Origin of the sequence: Campylobacter gastrosuis (assembly GCF_030249845.1) — a bacterium.
Taxonomy (GTDB): Bacteria; Campylobacterota; Campylobacteria; order Campylobacterales; family Campylobacteraceae; genus Campylobacter_A; species Campylobacter_A gastrosuis.
In genome coordinates this window covers 147,364-166,562 of sequence record NZ_JANURM010000001.1, presented here as the reverse complement: position 1 = coordinate 166,562, position 19,199 = coordinate 147,364, and the positions used below count along the sequence as shown (strand labels likewise).

Annotated in this window: 19 protein-coding genes and 1 tRNA gene; 8 read left to right on the top strand and 12 right to left on the bottom strand. The window is 38.4% G+C overall.

What is annotated here, in order from left to right; translation table 11 throughout:
- Positions 1-81 precede the first annotated feature (81 nt).
- Together NYG85_RS00840 and NYG85_RS00835 are read left to right on the top strand one after the other, a co-directional pair.
- Positions 82-1,152: a PepSY-associated TM helix domain-containing protein gene (locus NYG85_RS00840; RefSeq protein WP_284936678.1), complete on the top strand. Its 1,071-nt coding sequence runs from the start codon at positions 82-84 to the stop codon at positions 1,150-1,152.
- Positions 1,153-1,176: 24 nt separating this feature from the next.
- A tRNA-Ser gene (locus NYG85_RS00835) sits at positions 1,177-1,264 on the top strand.
- A 340-nt stretch (positions 1,265-1,604) separates the two neighbouring features.
- Here NYG85_RS00835 and NYG85_RS00830 read toward each other — a convergent pair.
- Positions 1,605-2,132, bottom strand: coding sequence for a tetratricopeptide repeat protein (locus tag NYG85_RS00830; protein ID WP_284936677.1), 528 nt, complete (start codon positions 2,130-2,132; stop codon positions 1,605-1,607).
- 134 nt (positions 2,133-2,266) lie between these two features.
- Between NYG85_RS00830 and NYG85_RS00825 the strand changes: the two genes are divergently transcribed.
- Positions 2,267-3,172 carry an AEC family transporter gene (locus NYG85_RS00825; RefSeq protein WP_284936675.1) on the top strand — a complete coding sequence of 302 codons (906 nt, stop codon included), beginning with the start codon at positions 2,267-2,269 and terminating at the stop codon, positions 3,170-3,172.
- Here NYG85_RS00825 and NYG85_RS00820 read toward each other — a convergent pair whose 3' ends face one another.
- The 5 genes from NYG85_RS00820 to exbB form a co-directional block, all read right to left on the bottom strand.
- Positions 3,173-3,673, bottom strand: coding sequence for a type II secretion system protein (locus NYG85_RS00820; protein WP_284936674.1), 501 nt, complete (start codon positions 3,671-3,673; stop codon positions 3,173-3,175). It abuts the gene before it with no gap.
- Between the two features lie 151 nt (positions 3,674-3,824).
- Entirely contained in the window at positions 3,825-5,762 is a 1,938-nt protein-coding gene (gene abc-f / locus NYG85_RS00815; RefSeq protein WP_284936673.1) for a ribosomal protection-like ABC-F family protein, read from the bottom strand.
- Positions 5,763-5,806: 44 nt separating this feature from the next.
- Complete coding sequence (locus tag NYG85_RS00810) at positions 5,807-6,562, bottom strand: energy transducer TonB (RefSeq protein WP_284936672.1); 756 nt, start codon at positions 6,560-6,562, stop codon at positions 5,807-5,809.
- Entirely contained in the window at positions 6,537-6,917 is a 381-nt protein-coding gene (gene exbD, locus NYG85_RS00805) for a TonB system transport protein ExbD (RefSeq protein ID WP_284936671.1), read from the bottom strand. The genes NYG85_RS00810 and exbD overlap by 26 nt, the downstream gene beginning before the upstream one ends.
- On the bottom strand, positions 6,914-7,336 hold the full coding sequence (gene exbB / locus NYG85_RS00800) for a TonB-system energizer ExbB (protein WP_284936670.1): 423 nt from the start codon (positions 7,334-7,336) through the stop codon (positions 6,914-6,916). Before exbB ends, exbD begins: the two co-directional genes overlap by 4 nt.
- Before the next feature lie 191 nt (positions 7,337-7,527).
- On the opposite strand from exbB, the gene NYG85_RS00795 reads away from it, so the two are divergent.
- The 4 genes from NYG85_RS00795 to NYG85_RS00780 all read left to right on the top strand — a co-directional run bounded on the left by NYG85_RS00795 (position 7,528) and on the right by NYG85_RS00780 (position 10,808).
- A complete protein-coding gene (locus NYG85_RS00795) occupies positions 7,528-9,546 on the top strand; it encodes a TonB-dependent receptor domain-containing protein (protein WP_284936669.1) in 2,019 nt (672 codons plus the stop codon).
- 148 nt (positions 9,547-9,694) lie between these two features.
- Positions 9,695-9,829, top strand: coding sequence for a hypothetical protein (locus NYG85_RS00790; protein WP_284936668.1), 135 nt, complete (start codon positions 9,695-9,697; stop codon positions 9,827-9,829).
- 2 nt (positions 9,830-9,831) lie between these two features.
- Entirely contained in the window at positions 9,832-10,206 is a 375-nt protein-coding gene (locus NYG85_RS00785) for a hypothetical protein (RefSeq protein ID WP_284936667.1), read from the top strand.
- On the top strand, positions 10,206-10,808 hold the full coding sequence (locus NYG85_RS00780; protein ID WP_284936665.1) for a hypothetical protein: 603 nt from the start codon (positions 10,206-10,208) through the stop codon (positions 10,806-10,808). The genes NYG85_RS00785 and NYG85_RS00780 overlap by 1 nt, the downstream gene beginning before the upstream one ends.
- A gap of 6 nt (positions 10,809-10,814) precedes the next feature.
- On the opposite strand, the gene NYG85_RS00775 is transcribed toward NYG85_RS00780, so the two are convergent.
- From NYG85_RS00775 to NYG85_RS00750, 6 genes are read right to left on the bottom strand one after another with little or no spacing between them, the layout of a single operon-like run.
- The gene (locus tag NYG85_RS00775; RefSeq protein WP_284936664.1) at positions 10,815-11,984 is read right to left on the bottom strand and encodes a multidrug effflux MFS transporter; all 1,170 of its coding nucleotides are present in this window, start codon (positions 11,982-11,984) and stop codon (positions 10,815-10,817) included.
- 24 nt (positions 11,985-12,008) lie between these two features.
- Positions 12,009-12,392 (bottom strand): MmcQ/YjbR family DNA-binding protein, encoded by a 384-nt coding sequence (locus NYG85_RS00770; protein ID WP_284936663.1) that lies wholly within the window; start codon positions 12,390-12,392, stop codon positions 12,009-12,011.
- Between the two features lie 33 nt (positions 12,393-12,425).
- Positions 12,426-12,992, bottom strand: coding sequence for an elongation factor P (gene efp, locus NYG85_RS00765; RefSeq protein WP_284936662.1), 567 nt, complete (start codon positions 12,990-12,992; stop codon positions 12,426-12,428).
- Positions 12,993-13,038: 46 nt separating this feature from the next.
- The gene (locus NYG85_RS00760; RefSeq protein ID WP_284936661.1) at positions 13,039-13,521 is read right to left on the bottom strand and encodes a type 1 glutamine amidotransferase family protein; all 483 of its coding nucleotides are present in this window, start codon (positions 13,519-13,521) and stop codon (positions 13,039-13,041) included.
- The gene (locus tag NYG85_RS00755; protein ID WP_284936660.1) at positions 13,518-14,297 is read right to left on the bottom strand and encodes an NYN domain-containing protein; all 780 of its coding nucleotides are present in this window, start codon (positions 14,295-14,297) and stop codon (positions 13,518-13,520) included. Before NYG85_RS00755 ends, NYG85_RS00760 begins: the two co-directional genes overlap by 4 nt.
- Positions 14,297-15,475 carry a tetrahydrodipicolinate N-succinyltransferase N-terminal domain-containing protein gene (locus NYG85_RS00750; RefSeq protein WP_284936658.1) on the bottom strand — a complete coding sequence of 393 codons (1,179 nt, stop codon included), beginning with the start codon at positions 15,473-15,475 and terminating at the stop codon, positions 14,297-14,299. Before NYG85_RS00750 ends, NYG85_RS00755 begins: the two co-directional genes overlap by 1 nt.
- A 236-nt stretch (positions 15,476-15,711) precedes the next feature.
- Between NYG85_RS00750 and NYG85_RS00745 the strand changes: the two genes are divergently transcribed.
- Positions 15,712-18,780, top strand: coding sequence for a hypothetical protein (locus NYG85_RS00745; RefSeq protein WP_284936657.1), 3,069 nt, complete (start codon positions 15,712-15,714; stop codon positions 18,778-18,780).
- The last annotated feature ends 419 nt before the right edge of the window (positions 18,781-19,199 follow it).

The following is a 19,199-nucleotide window of genomic DNA, read 5'->3' as shown; positions in this document are numbered from 1 at the left end:
AAACCTTTAATAATTAATTTTTTCTTTATTTTTTATTGATACAATCACATTTTTGATTTTGCATATCAATTAGGAGCGTAAATGTTTAAGAAAAATCGTTTAGTTTTTAACCTTCATCTTTTGCTTACTTTTTTGGCATTTTTACCACTTTTTATAATGAGTATAAGTGGCTCAATAGTAGCGTATAGAGCGGAGATTAAAGAGATTATTAATCAAAATTTATTTAGCGTAGAAGTGGGCGAAAACAAGCAAAAAATAAGCGAAATTTTAACTAATTTAAAGGCAAAAAACGGCGATTTTGAGATACGAAATATAGATATTAATAAAGATGGTGTTTATCATATTTACACACAAGGCGTGGGTGGGAGAAATGCCTATTTTGCAAACCCTTACAACGGCGAAATTTACGATGACGTGGGCTTTAAGGCGATGTTTGTAGCACTTATGTTTCATAGAAATTTAGGGCTTTCATTGCTAGAAAATAAGACCGCTTCAACCATTGGCAAACACATTGTCGCAATTAGCTCAATTAGCCTTGCCCTGCTTATTTTAAGCGGAATTTGGCTCTATTTACCACTTATTAAAAAGAATTTCACAAAGAGTTTAATGTTTAAAATCGCCCTAAAAGGTCGTGCTTTTTGGTATCAGCTTCACGCAAGTTTAGGGCTTTGGACTGCGATTTTACTGCTTATTATGAGCCTTAGTGGGCTTTTTTGGTCGTATGGCTTTGTAAGAGATGCCATAAATACGGCATTTGGAGTAAAAACCGAGCAAAGAGCAGTTAAAAATGCCAAAAGCAGTGTGAATTTTAGCGATTTTGACAGGGCAGTTTTGGCTTTAAACGCCGATTTTGACAAGGCTACAATCTCATCAAATGCTAAAAATTTAAGCTACAAAAAAGGAGGTGAAAATTTTAGCTTTTTGGTTGAAAATAACGCCACACTAACGCCACTAAATAAGGCAGAAAATATCGGCAAAATGGACGCTAGGGCAGTTTCAAGGCTAATGCTAAGCATTCATCAAGGCGACATTTTTGGCGAGGTCGGTAGGGTGATGTTTTGCCTTTCGTGTCTGCTTATAAATTTATTTATAATTAGCGGATTTGTTATGCTATTTAAGCGGATAAATCCAAAATCAGCTTTAAAAAAGTAGTTTTTGGCTATAATCGCCCACTTTGGGTAGATGTCCGAGCGGTTTAAGGAGCACGCCTGGAACGCGTGTAAGGTGCAAGCCTTCGTGGGTTCAAATCCCACTTTACCCGCCATTATTTAATTTATCGCTATTTTTAAGCCATTTTAATCTGTTTTAAATGGCTATTTTAGTTATGCCAAACTGCACAAAGTAAGCGGTCAGAGCTTAAAAAGATGATATAAATTTAAAACGCTAGATAGGACTTTATACAAGGCACGAGATAGCTAACTTAATACGCAACATTAACGAGTATAACGGCGATATCAGGGTAAAAACGGCTGGACTTTTTGCACTTTTAACTGCCAAGTTATGGCAACTAAATCACGATTTTAACGCTATTTTAAAATATTTTTACGAAAATAAATAAAAAACCAGCAAATATTTTTGATTTAATCTAAGCCACATTTTATGTTTTACGGATTTAAGTTTGATAAAATCATACACGCCTCTTTGATTTTGGCTTTGCAGGCGATATTAAAGTAATCTCGTGCTAAATTTTCATCTTTTTTTATGATAATGCCTTGCAAATAAATCGTGCCAAGTCCCATTGCGGCTTGGGCGTATCCAAGCTCGTGCGAGAGCTGCCAAAGCTTGATTGCACGCTCGTTTTCATTGCTCTCATCGCCACCACGTTTTGTAAATAAAAGCAGTCCGAGCCTGTAAGCTGCCAAGCGTTTTGAGCCGATATCATCGCCATTTAGTGCTATTTCATAAAATTTTCTAGCCTCTTTATAATCCTGATTTACGCACTGACCTTTCTCAAACATCCAAGCGTAATTAAACGCTGCTTTTGGGTGATTTTGCTCGGCTAGTTTTTTGTAAATTTGGCTTGATTTTTGACAATCATTTTCATTAAAAGCCCTTACAGCATCCTTAAATTCATCATCACTTGCAAACAAAAACAGCACAAAAAAAGCCGTAAAAAATAGAATTTTTCTCATAAATACCCCTAAAATTTGTGAAATATTACACAAAAATCGTAAAAAATATGTATAAATTTTCTGTCTATTTTAGAAAATTTTTATTTTTATTGCTCTAAAATTACGCTTTTTAAACCACAAAAAAGGCAAAAAAGATGATTTTCGTCCCACTTTTTTCTATTTTTGTTTTAGTCGCCTCTGGATTTTTAGCAAAAAAATTTAACGTATTAGAACAAAAACACTCATCAATTTTCATAAATTTTGTCCTTTGCTTTGCAATCCCAGCTCTGATTTTTGATAAAGTTTATCACGTAAATATTGACACGACGCTGATAAACATCATCGCACTTGGCTTTGTTTCTACGATTTTTGGGGCATTGGTAGCACTTTTGCTCTCTTACATTTTTAAATTTTCAAAAGCCACGATGGTGAGTGCTGTGATGCTTAGCCTATTTGGCAACACGCTATTTGTGGGTATGCCGGTGGTTAAGGGCTTTTTTGGCGATAGCGTGATAAATGAGGCGATTTTTTACGACCAGCTAGCCACTAGCATACCGCTCTCAATCCTTGGGCCTTTTATTCTATCTTTTGGTGCAAAAGATCAGGTTTCGCTCCTAAAAAACACCATTTCGGTGCTAAAATTCCCGCCATTTGTCGCCCTAGTTTTAGCCCTTACCTTAAAGCATTTTAGCCTGCCAGAGTTTATCTTTTCGCCACTTCGTATGTTTGAGGGTAGCGTTACGCCGGTGGCACTTTTTGCCATTGGGGTTGGGCTTAGTTTTGCTAGTATTAAAAGCTCTTATAAAGCCCTTGGCGTGGTATTGGCGTGTAAAATGGTCGTGCCAGCAATTTTCTTTTTTGCAGTCGCAAAGTTATTTGGCGAGAATTTAGATAAAACGTGGCTCGTGGGGCTTTTACAATGTGCTATGCCACCTATGGCGTTAGCTAGTGCTATGATTATGAAGGCTGAGCTTGATAGCTCGCTAGCGGTTTCATCCGTGGCGATGGGCGTTGTGTTTAGTTTTGTAACAATGCCGATTTTTTACTATCTTTTTGTGTAGCTACCACCTAACGGTGCTACCTTCGCCGATCATAATCTCGCCGTAGTTTGCGTTTTTATCATCTCTTGAATTGTGAGTTTGGTTGTAGCTTATTCGCATTGTTTTTATGTTTTTCATTGTATCTGAAAGCAGGATTTGTCTGCAAATTTTCTCGCTCTTTTGACTGCCGTCTTCTATCCTTAAATGGGCTGGTTTTACGCCGTCATTTGGGATTATAAAAAAGCTAATGCACTTTTTACCAGCGACTAAAATTTCTCCGCTCTCATCATCAAACCAGTCAATATCTTTAACGCTTGTCATATCTCGTGGGTTTTCTGCAAAGCCGTTTTTTGCGGTATAGTAAATGCCAATGTCGCTAATAAACATATTTAAATTTTTAATCCCCTTAACGATCTGAGCATCATCTCTTGTGGCTAAGAGCTTTGGGACAAAAACTGCCGATAAAATGGCGATAATGGCGATAACAAAGACCATTTCAACCATAGTAAATGCTTTTTTCACGACCGACTTTCTTTTAAAAATTTCGCCGATTTTACTATTTTAAAGATAAATATCTGATAAATTTTACAATTTAGCAGATTTTACAAAACGACAAGATTGGGGCTGGGTGCAAATTTAACCCTTTTGCACTCTCATCTTAGCAGTAAAAAATTTAAATATTTTCTAAATTTTCAGCTATTTCAAGCACTTCAAAATATTCGTTTTCTAATCTTTCAAGCTCATTTTTTTTAGCTTCAAGCTCATCATAAAGCTTTGAAATTCCAATCTCTTGATAGATTTTTGGGTCAGCCAAATCGCTTTCTAGTCTTTTAATCTCTTTATTTAAATTATCTATTAAATCTGGATATTCGTTTAAAATTTTGCTCTGTTTGTAGCTTAATTTTACGCCATTTTTTTGCTTTGTAGTAACTTCTAGCTGTTGATGAGCCGTTTTTTCAAACTCATTTAGCTGACTTAACTCATCTTCAAGCTCTAAATAAACGCTATATTCGTTGTGTATAACATCAATCTTACCGCCGCTAAACGCCCAAAGTTTATTTGAAATTTTATCCACAAAATAGCGGTCGTGGCTGACAAAAATAATCGCGCCGCTAAAACTTTGCAAATACTCCTCTAAAATGTTAATCGTAGCAATATCAAGGTCGTTTGTCGGCTCATCAAGCACCAGCACGTCATACTCTTTTGTAAAAAGAAGCGCCAGAGCCACCCTGTGCTTTTCGCCACCGCTTAAAACGCCAACTGGCTTATCTAAAAATTCCTTTGGAAAGAGAAAATTTTTAAGATAGCCATAAACGTGCATATTTCGCCCACGAACCTGCACGATATCGCCACCATTTGGGCAAAAAACTTCAATTAGACTTTTCTCGTCGCTTAGCTCCGTTCGGTTTTGATCAAAGTAGCCAATCCTAACATCGCCACGCTTTATCTCGCCAAAATTTGGCACTAACTCGCCAAGAAGCGTTTTTAAAAGTGTGCTTTTGCCTGAGCCGTTTTTACCGACAATGGCTATCCTTTCGCCTTGTAAGACCCTTGCGTTAAAATTTGAGATTAGCTCTTTTTGCCCCATTTTTACGCTTAAATTTTTAATCTCAAAGAGCATTTTTTTGCGGTTTTCATTTAGTCCGCCTTGATTAAAACTCTTTTGAGCGCGTTCAAGCTCTAATTTTACCCGCCTAATTACACCGGGATTTTTCTTAGCCTCTTCACGCATTGCAAGCACTCGCTCTTTTCGCCCTTCGTTGCGTTTTAAACGCGCTTTTACACCACGCCTTAACCACTCCTCTTCGCTTTTTAGCGTCTTTAAAAGCGTTTCGTGGGTTTTGGCTAAACTTGCTAAAATTTCTTGCTTTTTTTCTAAATAATAGGCATATCCGCCGTCAAAATTTCTGATTTTTGCGTCCTCAATCTCAACGCTACGAGTCGCAATGGCGTCAATAAAATAGCGGTCGTGGCTTATAAAAACTATCGTCTGCTTTGAGTTTTTAAGCATATCTTCTAAAAACCTAACCATATAAACATCAAGGTGGTTTGTCGGCTCATCAAGGAGCAAAATATCTGGCTTTTTAAGGATTAAAGCACCTAGTGCTACGCGTCTAACCTCGCCACCGCTTAGGCTACTAACTAGGCGATCTTCATACTCTTTTAGGCTAAAATATTCAAGCACACGCTCTATATTTCGCTCAATATCCCAGCCATCCTTACTCTCAATGAATTTTATAAGCTCATCGGCTCTGTCGTGAAGCTCCCTGTTTTGTGGCTCGTGAGCTAGTTTTTCTGAAATTTGTGAATACTCATCTCTTGCGTCAAAAATCTCTTTTAGCTCTAAATTTAGGGCATCTTTTACGCTTAAACCCTCATCAAATTTTGGCATTTGGGCTAACATCTCAATCTTAACGCCATTTTGGCGTATCACTCGCCCGCTATCAACCTCATAAGCACCGCTAATGATTTTCATCAAAGTGCTTTTGCCACCGCCATTTTTGCCGATTATCGCCACTCGCTCGTTTTCGTTTATGCTTAGGCTAATCTCGTTTAAAATTTCATTTGCACCAAATTTTTTGCTAACTTCTATTAGATCAATTAAAGCCACGAATTCCCTTTAAATTTAAAGGCTTGATTATAAGAAAAACTTAATTAAATCAGTCTAAAACCAATCGGTATTGTAATGTGATAATCCTTATCAAGCAGTGGGAATTCACTAGCCGCACGCTCAATGCACTTAATCGCACCCTCATCAAGACTTGAAAATCCCGAGCTTTTTACGATTTTTATCTCCGCTATCAAGCCGTTTTTTTTGTATAAAAACGACACTTCGGCTAAGCCCTGCTGACGCATTTTTTGGGCGTTTTTTGGATATTTTTTGTGCTTTTCAATAGCTTTTCTAATTTGCATAAAATTTGTATCGTTTGCCGAGCTTTTTATGTTAAACTCGCCGATTTCTTGGGCTTTTGGCTGAATTTGTGGCGTGGTTTGCGTTTGGATTACTTGTGCTACTTGCTGTGTTTGGACTGGCTCTTGCACGACTGGCTTTGCTGGTGGTGGCTCTGGCGTGAAATTTTGCTTTTTTACTATCTCTTTTGCTGGCTTTTTTTCGTGCTTTTTTTCAGGCTTTTTATGCTCTTTTTTTACGATTTTCTCAACCACTTTTGGTGGCTCTGGTGGCGTGATAACTGGCTCTGGTGGTGTTATTTGCTCTTTTTGTATCTGTTCTACAACCGGCGTGCTAACTGGCTTATATGAGAGTAAATCAATCTTTAACGAACGCTCTTCATTTGGCTTTATCTTTAAAATTTTATGGTTTTCATAAATGTAAAAACCAAGCAAAAAGTGCGTAATAAACGAGATTACAAAGCCGATTGTGGCTCTATTGAAGTAGAGTTGAGATAGCAAAATTTTCGTGTCCTTTTTCTTTTAAAATATCAATCACCTTTACAAAATTATCAAATTTTGCATTTTTGTCGCTTTTTAGCTCAATTAGCGTTTTATTATCAATATTATTTAAAATTTCTTTCAAATCATTATCATTTATTTCTTTATCATCAATGAAAATTTTATCATCCTTATTAATAACCACACTCATTTTTTTATCATCATTTTCTTGTTTAGCAGAATTTGCATTTGGTAAATCAACGGCGATTTTGCCCTGTGCTATGAATGTTGAAATTGACAAAACAATGGCTAGTAAAACCAGCATAATATCAATAAATGGGACGACATTTAAGCCATCTTTTTTATTAAGTCTCATCTATTTTCTGCCTTGTATCGGTTTAATAAAATATCTACTTTTCTATTAAATCCATTGTAAATCATCAGCGTTGGTATAGCCACAATCAGCCCAAAAGCGGTCGCTTTAAGAGCGAGCGAAAGTCCAATCATAATGCTTTTTGAGTCAATCCCACCGCTCATACCCATATCATAAAACGTAACCATAATCCCAGCAACAGTGCCTAAAAGTCCGATATATGGGGCGTTTGAGTAGATGATATAAAGTGAAGTTAAATTTTTTGTCAGTGCCTCTTCAAGTGCCTCAACGCTCTTAAACTCGCCAACCTTTACATTTGCATAAAAAATTACCCTTTCAATGCTAAACCAAACCACAAAAAAGCTCATAATGCCTAAAATTGCGATGATTAGATACTCAACATTGTGTTTTACAAACTCCATTTTTCTGCCTTTTTTAAAAATTTCAAAGGTCGCATTATAGCATTTAATGATAATTAATGTCAATATTTTATCAAATTTTTTGATAATTGATAACAAATTATATTTATAAATTTTTAAAGTTTTATTTGTAATAATTCACGCTTATTTTTGATAACACAAATCAATAATAAAATCAAAAGGAGAAAGCAAAAATGAGAATTTCTATTGTCGCAGCCCTAGCTGCCAGTTTTGCATTTAGCAGTGAAAATGTGTCGTTTGAGACGATTAGTGTTACCTCAAATAGCAAGGGGTATGATGGCGTTGATGAAGCCAAAATTTCAACTAGAAACGCCACTTTACTAAACGATGTGTTTAGAGATATACCGGGCGTTTATGTCGGTGGGACAAATGCGATGAATCAAAAAATTTATATGCGTGGCGTGAGCGACAGGGGCATAAATATCACGATTGACGGCGCAAAACAAAACGGCAACACCTTTCATCACAATGCTGATTTGCTAATTGACCCTGATTTGATTAAGGCTGTTGAAGTGAGCGTGGGTGCAAACTCCGTAACCAACGGCTCTGGCACACTTGGTGGGGCTGTTGCGTTTAAGACGATTAATGCTTCTGATTTGCTTGAAGATAACGAAAGCTTTGGTGCTAAGCTAAAAATGGGCTACACAAGCAACAACAAGGGTTTTTCTCAAAGTGCGATTTTGTTTGGACAAACGCCACAAAACCTTGAAATTTTAGGTGCTTTTAAGCACTACGGATACGATTTTAGTAAGGCTGGTAACGGCAAAAGAACTGGCGGAGATGGCAATGATATCAGTTATCTTTTTAAACTTGGATATAGCTTTAACGACGCTCACAAAATAAGCCTTTCAACCGAACGTAACCAATACAAGGGGCTTTATCCGCTTAGGGCTGAGTTTGGAGCGTGGCAGGACGGACAGCTTGGTTACCGAAAATACAAGCGAGAGACGCACACTTTTAACTACGATTTTATGCCAAATGATGATTTTAAACTAAATTTTAACGCCTACAATACCACTCACGAAAGGGTTGATAGCTCAAAATGGGGCGTAAAAACGAGCGGTGCTAAAATTTCAGCCACGCAAAAGCTAACAACTGGCGACTTCTTACACACCCTAAAATACGGCACGGAATTTTACACGAGCAAAAATTTCTCAAAACCAAACAACACAACGCCAGAAAAGGTAAATAACTACTCAGCCTACCTTGAAGATGCGATAAAATACGGCAATTTCACGCTCACACCGGGCATTAGATATGAAATTCACGAGCTAAAAAGCTATGACGGCAAGGCTGGTAGTTTAAAAAGCATTAAATATAAATTTAAAGAATTTAGCCCAGCACTCGCACTTGATTATGAGATTGGCAGGGGATTTGGAGCGTTTGCAAGCTATGCAAAGGTGTTTAGAGGTCCTGATGTGATAGAGAGTATGCTAGCCTCTGGCAGCGGTCGTGCTGGGGCTTACAACTGGGCAAAAAACGGCGATTTAAAGGCGACGACTGGGGATTCGTATGAATTTGGAGGGCGATTTAAAAATCAAATCAGCGAAAATTCCAGCCTTAGCCTAATCGCAAAATATTTTAGAACCGAATATGAAAATTTAATCGTGGATAACAACGCAAACGCCGGCGTCGTGGGCTGCCCAAATGGTGCAAACACGCTGTGCCGTGTAAATTCTGGCGGTGCAGTTATTGACGGCGTTGAGCTTCTTGCAAAAGCCACGCTAGACGCACTCTCGCTAAGTGCTAGCTACACGCACCAAAAGGTAAAATACAAAGACAGGGTCGCCGTAACTGGGCGAAATGGCACAAGATACCTAAGCTCAAACCTAATAGGATATCGCGACCAAGGCGATAAATACGCCCTAAACGCCGAGTATAGCCTACCACGAGCCGACCTGCTCTTAGGCTATAATCTGCTGTTTTTTAAGTCAAAAAACACGATCTCAGCAAACGACTTTAACGCCAAGCACGTAAAAATGCCAAGCTACGCCGTAAGCGATATCTACGCCACCTACATACCAAGTGGTGGCAGGTTAAAAGGGCTTGAAATCAACGCTGGGGTTTATAATCTATTTAACAAAGCCTACGCCTCGCACTCACAAAGAACAGCCGAATACTCAGGCGATACAAATACCATTGACTGGGAGAGTGGCAGAAATTTCAAGGTAAGTTTTGCGTATAAATTTTAGCAACCATTTTTAACGCTATTTTGATTTAAAATAGCGTTAAAACCACATTTTTAGCACAAAACAAGTTATAAATTTTAGGCTTGTTTAAAAAATATTGACAATAAAAATAAAATGTGTTAAGATAGCATATTTTTAAAAAGGCATAAAATTGTTTAAATTTGCACTACTTAACGTTTTATTAGCTTTTACCAGTGATGACCTGCTTTTAAAAGCTACAAATGGCGTTGTTAGTCAAAATTCTGCTGGTGTTAAAATTTTAAATGAGCAGGTTGGAGGCTATTAAGCGTGGATTTTTCTGCAACTACCTTTAACAATAAATTCTTGCGAGAGATTTTACCAGTCTATGACGCGCCAAATCTAAGCAGTAAAAAGCTAGAAATTTCAGAGCTATCAGAGTTATCAAAAAGCGTTGATAGCCTTGCAAATTCGCACGATATTAAGGTAAATAACGGCAAAAGCGACTTTAAAAACACCATTTATTTTAAAGATGCAATAAGTGGTAATTACATAAAAATCGGTCTAAGCAATGAGAATTTAAATACAATAAATCGTGTTTTTGGCAGTGATGATGTCTTTAAAAATGATGATGGCAGCGTGATTTTAAACGGCAATGCACAAAATTTCGTATCAAGCTGGTTTGTTATAAACGTGGCTATTTAATGGCTGATGATGATAAAAATGGAGCTTTAAACAAGGCTGAGCAAGAAAGGACAAATTCGTATTTTGCGGAGTTTGGCAGGATTAATAATACAGGGATGAAAATCACACAAGTAAGCATTGAGGGCGTGGATAAGTATTTTCAAAAAAGCGAATACATAAGCTCTTTAATAACCCAGCCAAGCGGATTTAGCTTTACTAGCAACACTATTGAGAGTGAGCTAAACCGCACACTAAGTGCTGATAAAAACCAAGACAGGCTCATCACACAAAACGAGCTAATGAGTAAAAATGAGCAAGATGAATATCTAAAAAGCATAGTTAGCGTAGCCGCTGATACTCGCCAAATACGCATAAGTAAGCTAGTAAGCTCAAACGAGGATGAGATGAAAATGCTACAAGCTTTGCAGGCAAAAATCAAACTTGAAAATGTCGGCAAAGAGGGGCTAAATAGCGATGAAAAGGAGGCTTTGGCTAAATTCTACCCAGACGCCCTAAATCAAAATACAAATACCAATAGTAAAGAGATAACAAATATGCAAAATTTACTAAGTGAGCTAAAAGATAGCTTTTTAGATAGCATTAGGGTTGATAAGGTGGTTTAAGTTTAATTAATTTTGCTCTTTTAAATGCCTTTTTGCCATAAAAAACAGCACAAAAACCACAAAAGCACAGCTAAAAATCACGGCTGGTGTGCTAAAAAAAATCTCACCAAGTCCCACAAGTGGCGACACGACACCGCCTAATAAAAACGGACAAAATCCAAGCACAGCAGAGGCTGAGCCAGCATATTTTCGCCCACAATTCATAGCAAGTGCCGAAGCTGTTGGAAAGATAAATCCGCTAAAAAATAATTGCATAAAAAATCCAGCCAAAACCGCATAAAGTCCGAAATTTAAACTAAATGTCAAAAATAAAAAAACCGAGACACCAAATAGCCCAAAAATGCCGATTTTTAGGGCTTTTGCTTCGTTTAGTTTGCTTGAAATAAAAGCAGCAAAGCTAAGAGCTGCTCCATTTAAACCAAAACACAACGCATACTGGGTCGGATCTAGGCTAAAATGCTCTTGTAAAATAAACGAACTAGCCGAAATATAGGCAAACATCGCACCAAGCGAAAAGGTTAAAATCCCTACAAAAATCATAAATTTTTTATAAACAAAAATCTCTTTGTAAATGGCATAAGTCTCTAAAAGTGGGACTTTAAATCGCCTGTGCTCTGGCAAACTCTCTTTGAAGTTAAAATTTGCAATAAAAAGCGTAATGCCAATGAGAGAAAGCACCACAAAAATCCCACGCCAATCGGTAACCTTTATCAAAAACGACCCAATCACTGGCGATAAAATCGGTGCAAGTGAGTTGATAACCATCATCAACGAAAAAAATTTTCTTAACTCCCCACCGCTGTATAAATCGCCCACAATCGCACGTGCAATCACAAGACTACCAGCCGATGAAAAGCCCTGAATAACGCGCATAAAGATAAACATCTCAATGCTTTTGGTAAAAAATATAAAAATCGTGCTAATGGTGTAGATGATAAGCGATATCGTTAAAGGTAGCTTCCGCCCAAATTTATCGCTTATTGGCCCGATAAATAACTGACCCACAGCAAGTCCAGCCATACTTGTCGTAAGCGTGAGCTGAGTAAGCGACACACTAGCACTAAAACTATGTGAAATCAGCGGTAGTGCTGGCAAATAAAGGTCAATCACAAATGGTCCAAACGCCGAAAGTGCTCCTAAAAATAGCAGTAAAAATAGTTTAGAATTTCGTTTCATAATCTCGTTTAAAGTAAAATTAGCCTAAAAATTCGCATTGTCAGCTTCGTTTAAAGTAAGCTCATAACTCTTATCAATTAACTCAAAAACGAGCGATTTGCTAAGCGCTGGGCTGTCTAAATTCACGCTTATCCAGTGCTTTTTATTCATATGATAGGCTGGTAAAAAGCTCTTATTGTCCGTTAAAAGCAAGACAAGCCCCGGCGGTAGCTTTAAATTTAAAAGCGTCATCGCATTGTTTAACGAAACATCATCATACTTTGCGCCGACCTTTAAATAAATAAGCAAGGCATACCATTTTTTCGTATCAATGTGCCTAAATACCGAAATGCTCGGGTGCTTTACAAAGATATTTTCAGGCGGAGTTTTGTATTTTATAAGTATAAATTTTAAAATATCATCAACCATAAATTCACGCCAAAAGAGCCAAAATCGGCTCTTTTATTTATTCACACGCTCAATATACTCGCCTCTAACCGTATCAACCCTAATCACCTCGCCTTCTAAAACGTGAAAAGGTATCTGCACGACTGCACCGCTTTCAAGCGTGGCTGGTTTTTTACCACCTTGTGTGTCGCCCTTGAAATTTGGCGGAGTTTCTACGATTTTAAGCTCAACGACCTGCGGTGCTTCAACGCCAATCGCCTTGCCGTTGTGAAATAAAATATCAACCATCATCCCATCAATTATCCACTTTTTCGCCTCGCCCACATCATCATCAGCGATAGCGACCTGCTCGTAAGTAGCCGTATCCATAAACTGACAATACTCGCCATCATCGTAAAGATACTGCATTTGCTTCTCTTCTAGGTGTGGTTGCTCACACTTATCGCCAGCGTGAAAGGTCTTTTCAAGCACCTTGCCGTCAATAAACGACTTGATTTTTGCACGCACAAACGCCGCGCCCTTGCCCGGTTTTACGTGTTGATACTCAACTATCTTGTATGGTATGCCGTCAATTTCTATTTTTAGACCCTTTTTTAGGTCGCCCATTGAGTATGAAGCCATTTTTTCTCCTTTAAATTTTAAGGTTTGGATTATATCAAATAAAACTTTAAGCTAAAATTTGAGCGAGTTTTGACTTTATCTCATCGCCCCACTCGCTAACGCTGATTATATCGCCACTTTGGCAGACTTTCTCACCGCAAATTTCGCAGTATTCGCTTAGGGCGTTTTTGTATCCGCCCCTAATTGTCGCCTTTTTGCCTTGCAAAAATCCAGCCCCAGCAAGAATTAGTGAGCCTAAATCAAAGCCGATTTTAGTCTTTGTTGATGAGCCTGATTTTATCCACGATAAAAATATCTCATCGTGGCGTAAATTCAGCGCCCCAACGCCGTCAGGCACGACTAAAATATCAGCCCCATAAATCCCCTCGCCGTAAATTTCAGGGTGCATTTTAATGCCAAACTCATCAACCACCTCGCTCTTAAATCCGCAGGTTTTGACATTTGCATTTTCAAAAGATTTTATAAACCCAAGCACATTTGCAAAATTTATAAGATTTATCCTATCATACATTACGACTGCTACGTTCATTTTGTATCCTTTGGTTTAAATTTTAGTGCTGAATTTTCAGTTTTTAAGATGACTTTTTGCTCTTTTTCAAGCTGTCTTACAAAATCCCCAGCCTTTTTTGGGTAGTCAGTAAGCTTTAAATCATCATAGCGTTGTTTAAGCAAACTCCCAAACTCGCCACAATTATAAAAGCCGTTTTTATCGGTCTTTAAAGTCTGCTTTATCTCATCTAAAAGCTTATCAACGCCACTTTTTTTAGCTGGTTTTACTGGCTCTTTTATCTCATCTTTTGATAAAAAGCTAAAAAATTTCGCTACCCTATCTATTAATTTATCATCAACCAAATCCAGCTTTTTTAAATCATCATTTTTAGCCCCATTTTCTGCCTTATTTATGCAGATATAGTGCGTATAAGCCACGCTTTTATCGCTCATTTCGCCCACGCCGATAGTTGCTACGCCGTTATCTCTTATCCTTGATGATAGCCTTAAAAAGTCGCTGTCGTTTGAAACGATAGCAAATGCGTCATAAATACCGCTATAAAGCAAGTCCATAGCGTCAATAACGAGCGCGATATCTGATGAGTTTTTAGCCGTTGTGTAGTTGAAATTTTGCACTGGCGTGATATTAAAATTAAGCGAAATTTCTTTATATCCACGAAGATGTGAGCTACCAAAATCCCCATACGCCTTTATCTTAGCTATCTTGCCAAAGTGCGAAATTTCGCCTAAAACTCGCTCAATCAAAGCATATGAGAAATTCTCAGCGTCTATTAAAACGGCTATTTTTTCATACATTAATGAAGTGCCTCGTTTAGCTTAATGGCGCGTTTTGAAGCACTTGCGATGATTTGCCCTGTTTGGCTATTTTGTCTAAAATGAAGTCCATTTAAATTTGCAAGTTCTAGTCCTTTATAAAGCTCTCTATCAAAGCTAAATTTAGGATTTATCTCGCTTAAAACCTTTCTGTCTTTCTCGCTTATAAATACCTTTGTGCCCTCTAAAATCGCAATCCCAGCATCAACAATGCACTTATCGCCAAGCGGTATGCCAGTGACTGAGTTTGCGCCAAGCAAGCAATGTTTGCCGATACCCACTGGATTGCCATTTGTTCCGCTTAATACGCCAAGTATTGACGCCCCGCCTCCGACATCTGAGCCCTCGCCCACGACAACAGAGCTGCTTACCCTGCCCTCTACCATTACGCTACCGGTCGTGCCAGCGTTAAAATTCACATAAGCAGCGCCCGGCATTATGGTCGTGCCGGCGCTCAAACTTGCGCCCATTCTTACCTTTGACGTTTCAAGGATTCTAGTATTATCAGCTGGTATTACGTGGCTTAAAAAGCGTGGGAATTTATCTACGCTTAAAATCGCTGGATACTCGCCTCTCATTTTTAGTTCTATCTCATTTTGGCGTAAATATTCAAGCTCAATTGGTTTGCCATTTATGTCCCAAGCTACGTTTTTTAGCACTCCAAACGCCCCGTCAAGGCATAGTGAGCGAAGCTCTGCCTTATTTTGACTTAAAAGATAGAGTTTTAGATAGACCGCTTCAACGCTCTTTGGCTTTTCGTCGCTAAATAAAAATGCCACTCTAAATTTACCCTCGTTTTGCGCATTTTCAAGCTCGTTTAAAACCGCTCTAACTAGCTTTACATTTTGGTGTTTTTCTATCTCACTCTCAAAAATTTTAAACATCTCCCACGCTTTAAGTGCCACATCTTTACTAAAATCAGCCACAAATTCGCTACCGCTAAAATCCACGCTCACACCGCACTCTCTTAACGCTTTGATAATCACAGCCGCGCTTAAATAGCTCTCTTTGAAATTTACAACCACATAATTTACCGATAAAATCGCACTTTTATCCACCACTCCACGTTCTACTCTGCCAATGGCAAAGGCAATAGGGTCTTTATATCCAGCCTCATCTCTTACGCTTTGTGCGATTTTTGTAAAATTATCGTTACTCATCGTTACTCCTTGAAAATTTTTTGCGAGAGTTTAGCAAAAAGTAGTTTAAACTAAGAAAATTTTGGCTACAATAAATAAAACTTTAACAAGGGGGTTATAAATGTTAAACATAAGCAAATGGGGGGGGGGTAGGACGTAAATTTAAGATTTGCCTAGCTGTTTTAGTTTTAGCCAATTTTGCCTTTGCTGATGAGTGCAGAAGCACTGGCGGTGCAAAACGCACAAAAGGCATTAAAATGTTTATTTTTAACCAAAAAAATACCTTAGACGCCGATGTTTCAAGCTGGGGTGGAAATATCACAGATGAAATAGACCCTAAAAAAGTATCGCAAGATAAAATTAACAAATACCTTTATAAAACAAAGACATTTAACGACCCTACTTTAAACAAAAGATTTTATCAAGGTAAAGATATAAATTTTTACTTCTCACAAAATTTCTTTGACCTTTTTTCAAAAATCACAGGCGAATTTTCTATCTATTTAGAGGGCGATATCCAAGTGCCAAATGAAATTGAAGAAACAGTTGGTAGAAATAATAACGTTTATAACAGGTGGAACTACTCAGAAGGCGTTCAATATCGCACAGAAAACGCACAGCGTGACGCAAGTGGCAAAGTAACAAATGCAACCATTGTGGTAAGAGATAAAAGTGACAACGGCTCTGTTAGAAGCGTTTGGAATAAATGGAATATTAATATGGGTTTTATAGGCTCTGGCGATTTTAGAGTTGAACTAACAGATGAAAGAAACCAAAAAGCAACCTACTGCAAAACCGCAAACGCAACACCAACTTCAATCAATAGAACCACAAAAGATGGCAACGTAGTATCTCCAACTTACTACACATACAACAACCCTGATGGCTGTAATGGCAGAAGCTTTACAGCAAACAACGGATTAAAACTAATCCCAGCAACTCAATATAGAGTAAAAATAAAATACAATGGCAACGCTAAAAATTTACAAAAGCCTGACTATTTTACAATGATGCTTAACTCAATCGTAACACAAGCGACTTCGTTTTTAATCGCCGACAGCGACAAATTCTGTATGGACGAGCCAAGTGGTGGCTCAAAGTATAAGGTCGTGGATAAAGAATTTCTTGATGCATTTAAAAATAAACAAAAAGACCTAAACTGGCTTTGGGGTAGTCCGCTAAGAGCTAGGCAGGTAGGCAAGAGCGGGCAATTTTGCATAATCGCCAAAGATGAAAATGGTGGCGGGGGTCTAACAAGTGGCGATGACAAGGTCGCTGTCGCCCTAGAATACGAAGCAAACTACTCAGATGAAACGGATACAAATAATCCAAAGAAAAAGAAAGAAACAAGCACCGATTTCATCACGGACGCCAATAACTATCCGACAATATCCGTCCCGTCAAACGGATACTGCTTTGATATCCCAAATATGGATAAAAAAATCACAAAAAATGCAAAATTTAAGGTATTTACCGCACAAGATGGCACATTTAGTCAAAACATACTAAATCAAAGTCCAGTTAGCACCTCAGATACATTCTCAATCCGCCCAGCTGGTCTAAAATTTGAGATTTACAACCGCACAAACAACGGCTTATCATCAACTGGCTCAAAGCTAGATAAACAAAAGCTATTTGCAGGTAAAACCTACTATTTTAGCGTCAAAGCACTAGGAGCTAATAACGCCGAGCTACCGACACGCAACACCGACCAAACGCACGTAGCCAAAGGCACACACAGCACGATAAAAACAGGCAAATACGACACCCAGCTATCAGATGTCTTTAAAACCAAAAACAAAACGTGTCCAAACCAAAACCTACCGCTACCCGGACTAAATTTTACCAACAACGAATCACGAACTGGCGGATTTATCTTTTGGGATTTAATGGAGTTTGACTTTAAAATTTTAGATAATAAATGGACGGCAGTTGATGATAAAAACACAAACGGATATGGCAGGGAGTGCAAACGAAGCGGCACCCAATCAGGTGGCTTTACCAGGGATTTGGTTGATTGTGATATTGAGCTAGCCGATACATTAAAATTTATCCCAGCTGGTATAAAAGCGACATTTAATGGCATTACAAATGCAAACAACGGCTACACGTATTTAGATGATTTTAACGCAACTTCAAGCGATGAGAGCTTAAAGCAAAAAGCCACGCTAAATTTAAGCATAAAAGCAGTCGCCCAAAACGGCACAGAATTATCAAATTTCACAACCAACTGCTACGCCGAGCCAGTTAGCTTTACGCTTAACTACTCAAACGTAGGCGATATAAACTCAACCGACCCAACACTAAGAAGCAACATAACCGCAAAACGCACACGCATACCATTTATAGATAACTCGCCAAACAAAGACCAGCCACTAGCTAAACGCATAGCACTAGCGACAAACACGACTGGGCTAAATTTAGATGATACAAGCACAAATTACAATGAAGCAAATAAACTACGTGGCATAAGCAACGGCTATTCAAAATTCTATCCAACAGAAAACAAAAACAAAATGCCACTAAAAGCCGAAACTGCCTTTTTTGACACGGCTTCAACGGCAAATATATACATAAACGTAAGCCCACGTTACAGACAAAATCCACAAACCCCATTTGTCATCTCATCGCAAGAATTTTTCATCAGCGACTTAAAGGTAAATGGCTCGGCTGACTTTGAAAAAGATGATGGCACAAGACAAGCCTACACGCTCTCAAACAGCTACTCGCAAACCACAGCCAACATAAACACAACCCACGACGCCCTAATGATACAAGGCAAACTCTACGCACCTTACTACGAAGGTCCGTCAAGTGGCTTTGACGCTAAGCTTTATTATGGATTTTACTGCAAAGACTGCCAAGCAAACGGCACACTAATGAACGACCTAAGCACAACCGGGCTAATCCTAAACTCAACGCCAGAGTTTGCAAGTGAGAATTTAAAAGATTGGTTTGTAAATCAAGCTGAAAACAATCTAGACCCAAGAGCTTACTGGACAGACCAAAGAGCCCTAAACACCGCTAGAATAAGTGGTATCGGTGCCGTAAATCAGGGCAAACAAGACATCAGACTATCAAGCAACAAAGGCGGTAAGGATAAAATTTTCATCAAACTTGGCGACATTTCGCCGTATCTGTTAGATGAGAGCAACGTCCAAAATGGTGGCATAGGTGAGAACGTCCTAGAAGTGAATTTCTACGGCAAATCAAGCAACTGGGGCGGCAGAAGCTACGATAAAAATGGTAATAAAACCGATGTCGGACAATTTGTCATTGACACCGATAATGTCTCAAACCGCACAAACCGCCGAATTGACTGGTGAGCAAACGAAAACAAAAATGGTGTTAAGACACCATTTTTGTGGTTTGCGAAAGATGAAACAAACAATGTTACGACATTGTTTTGGTGGTCTGCAAAATATAGCGTTTTTAGAATTTTAAAACGCTAAAACGTAAATCCGACTTGTCGGCGATAAAAACCTGTGCGAAGCACAGCAACGATAGAGCGTCGTCGGGGTTGTGGGTTGTTAAGGGAGAAGGGGGTGACTTCGCAATTCAAGCCCCCTTCTCCCTTAAAGAAAAAAACAAGCGACACTTTGTAAATTTCAAGCGAAGTTCTACTTCAAACCACAAAAATTCTCAAAAACAGCGTAATTTTTTGGTTTAAAATTACAAATCAGCGACTAAATCAAAACACAAGAATAAAAAAGCAGTTATAAAATCAAAAGGGGTTTTCACCCCT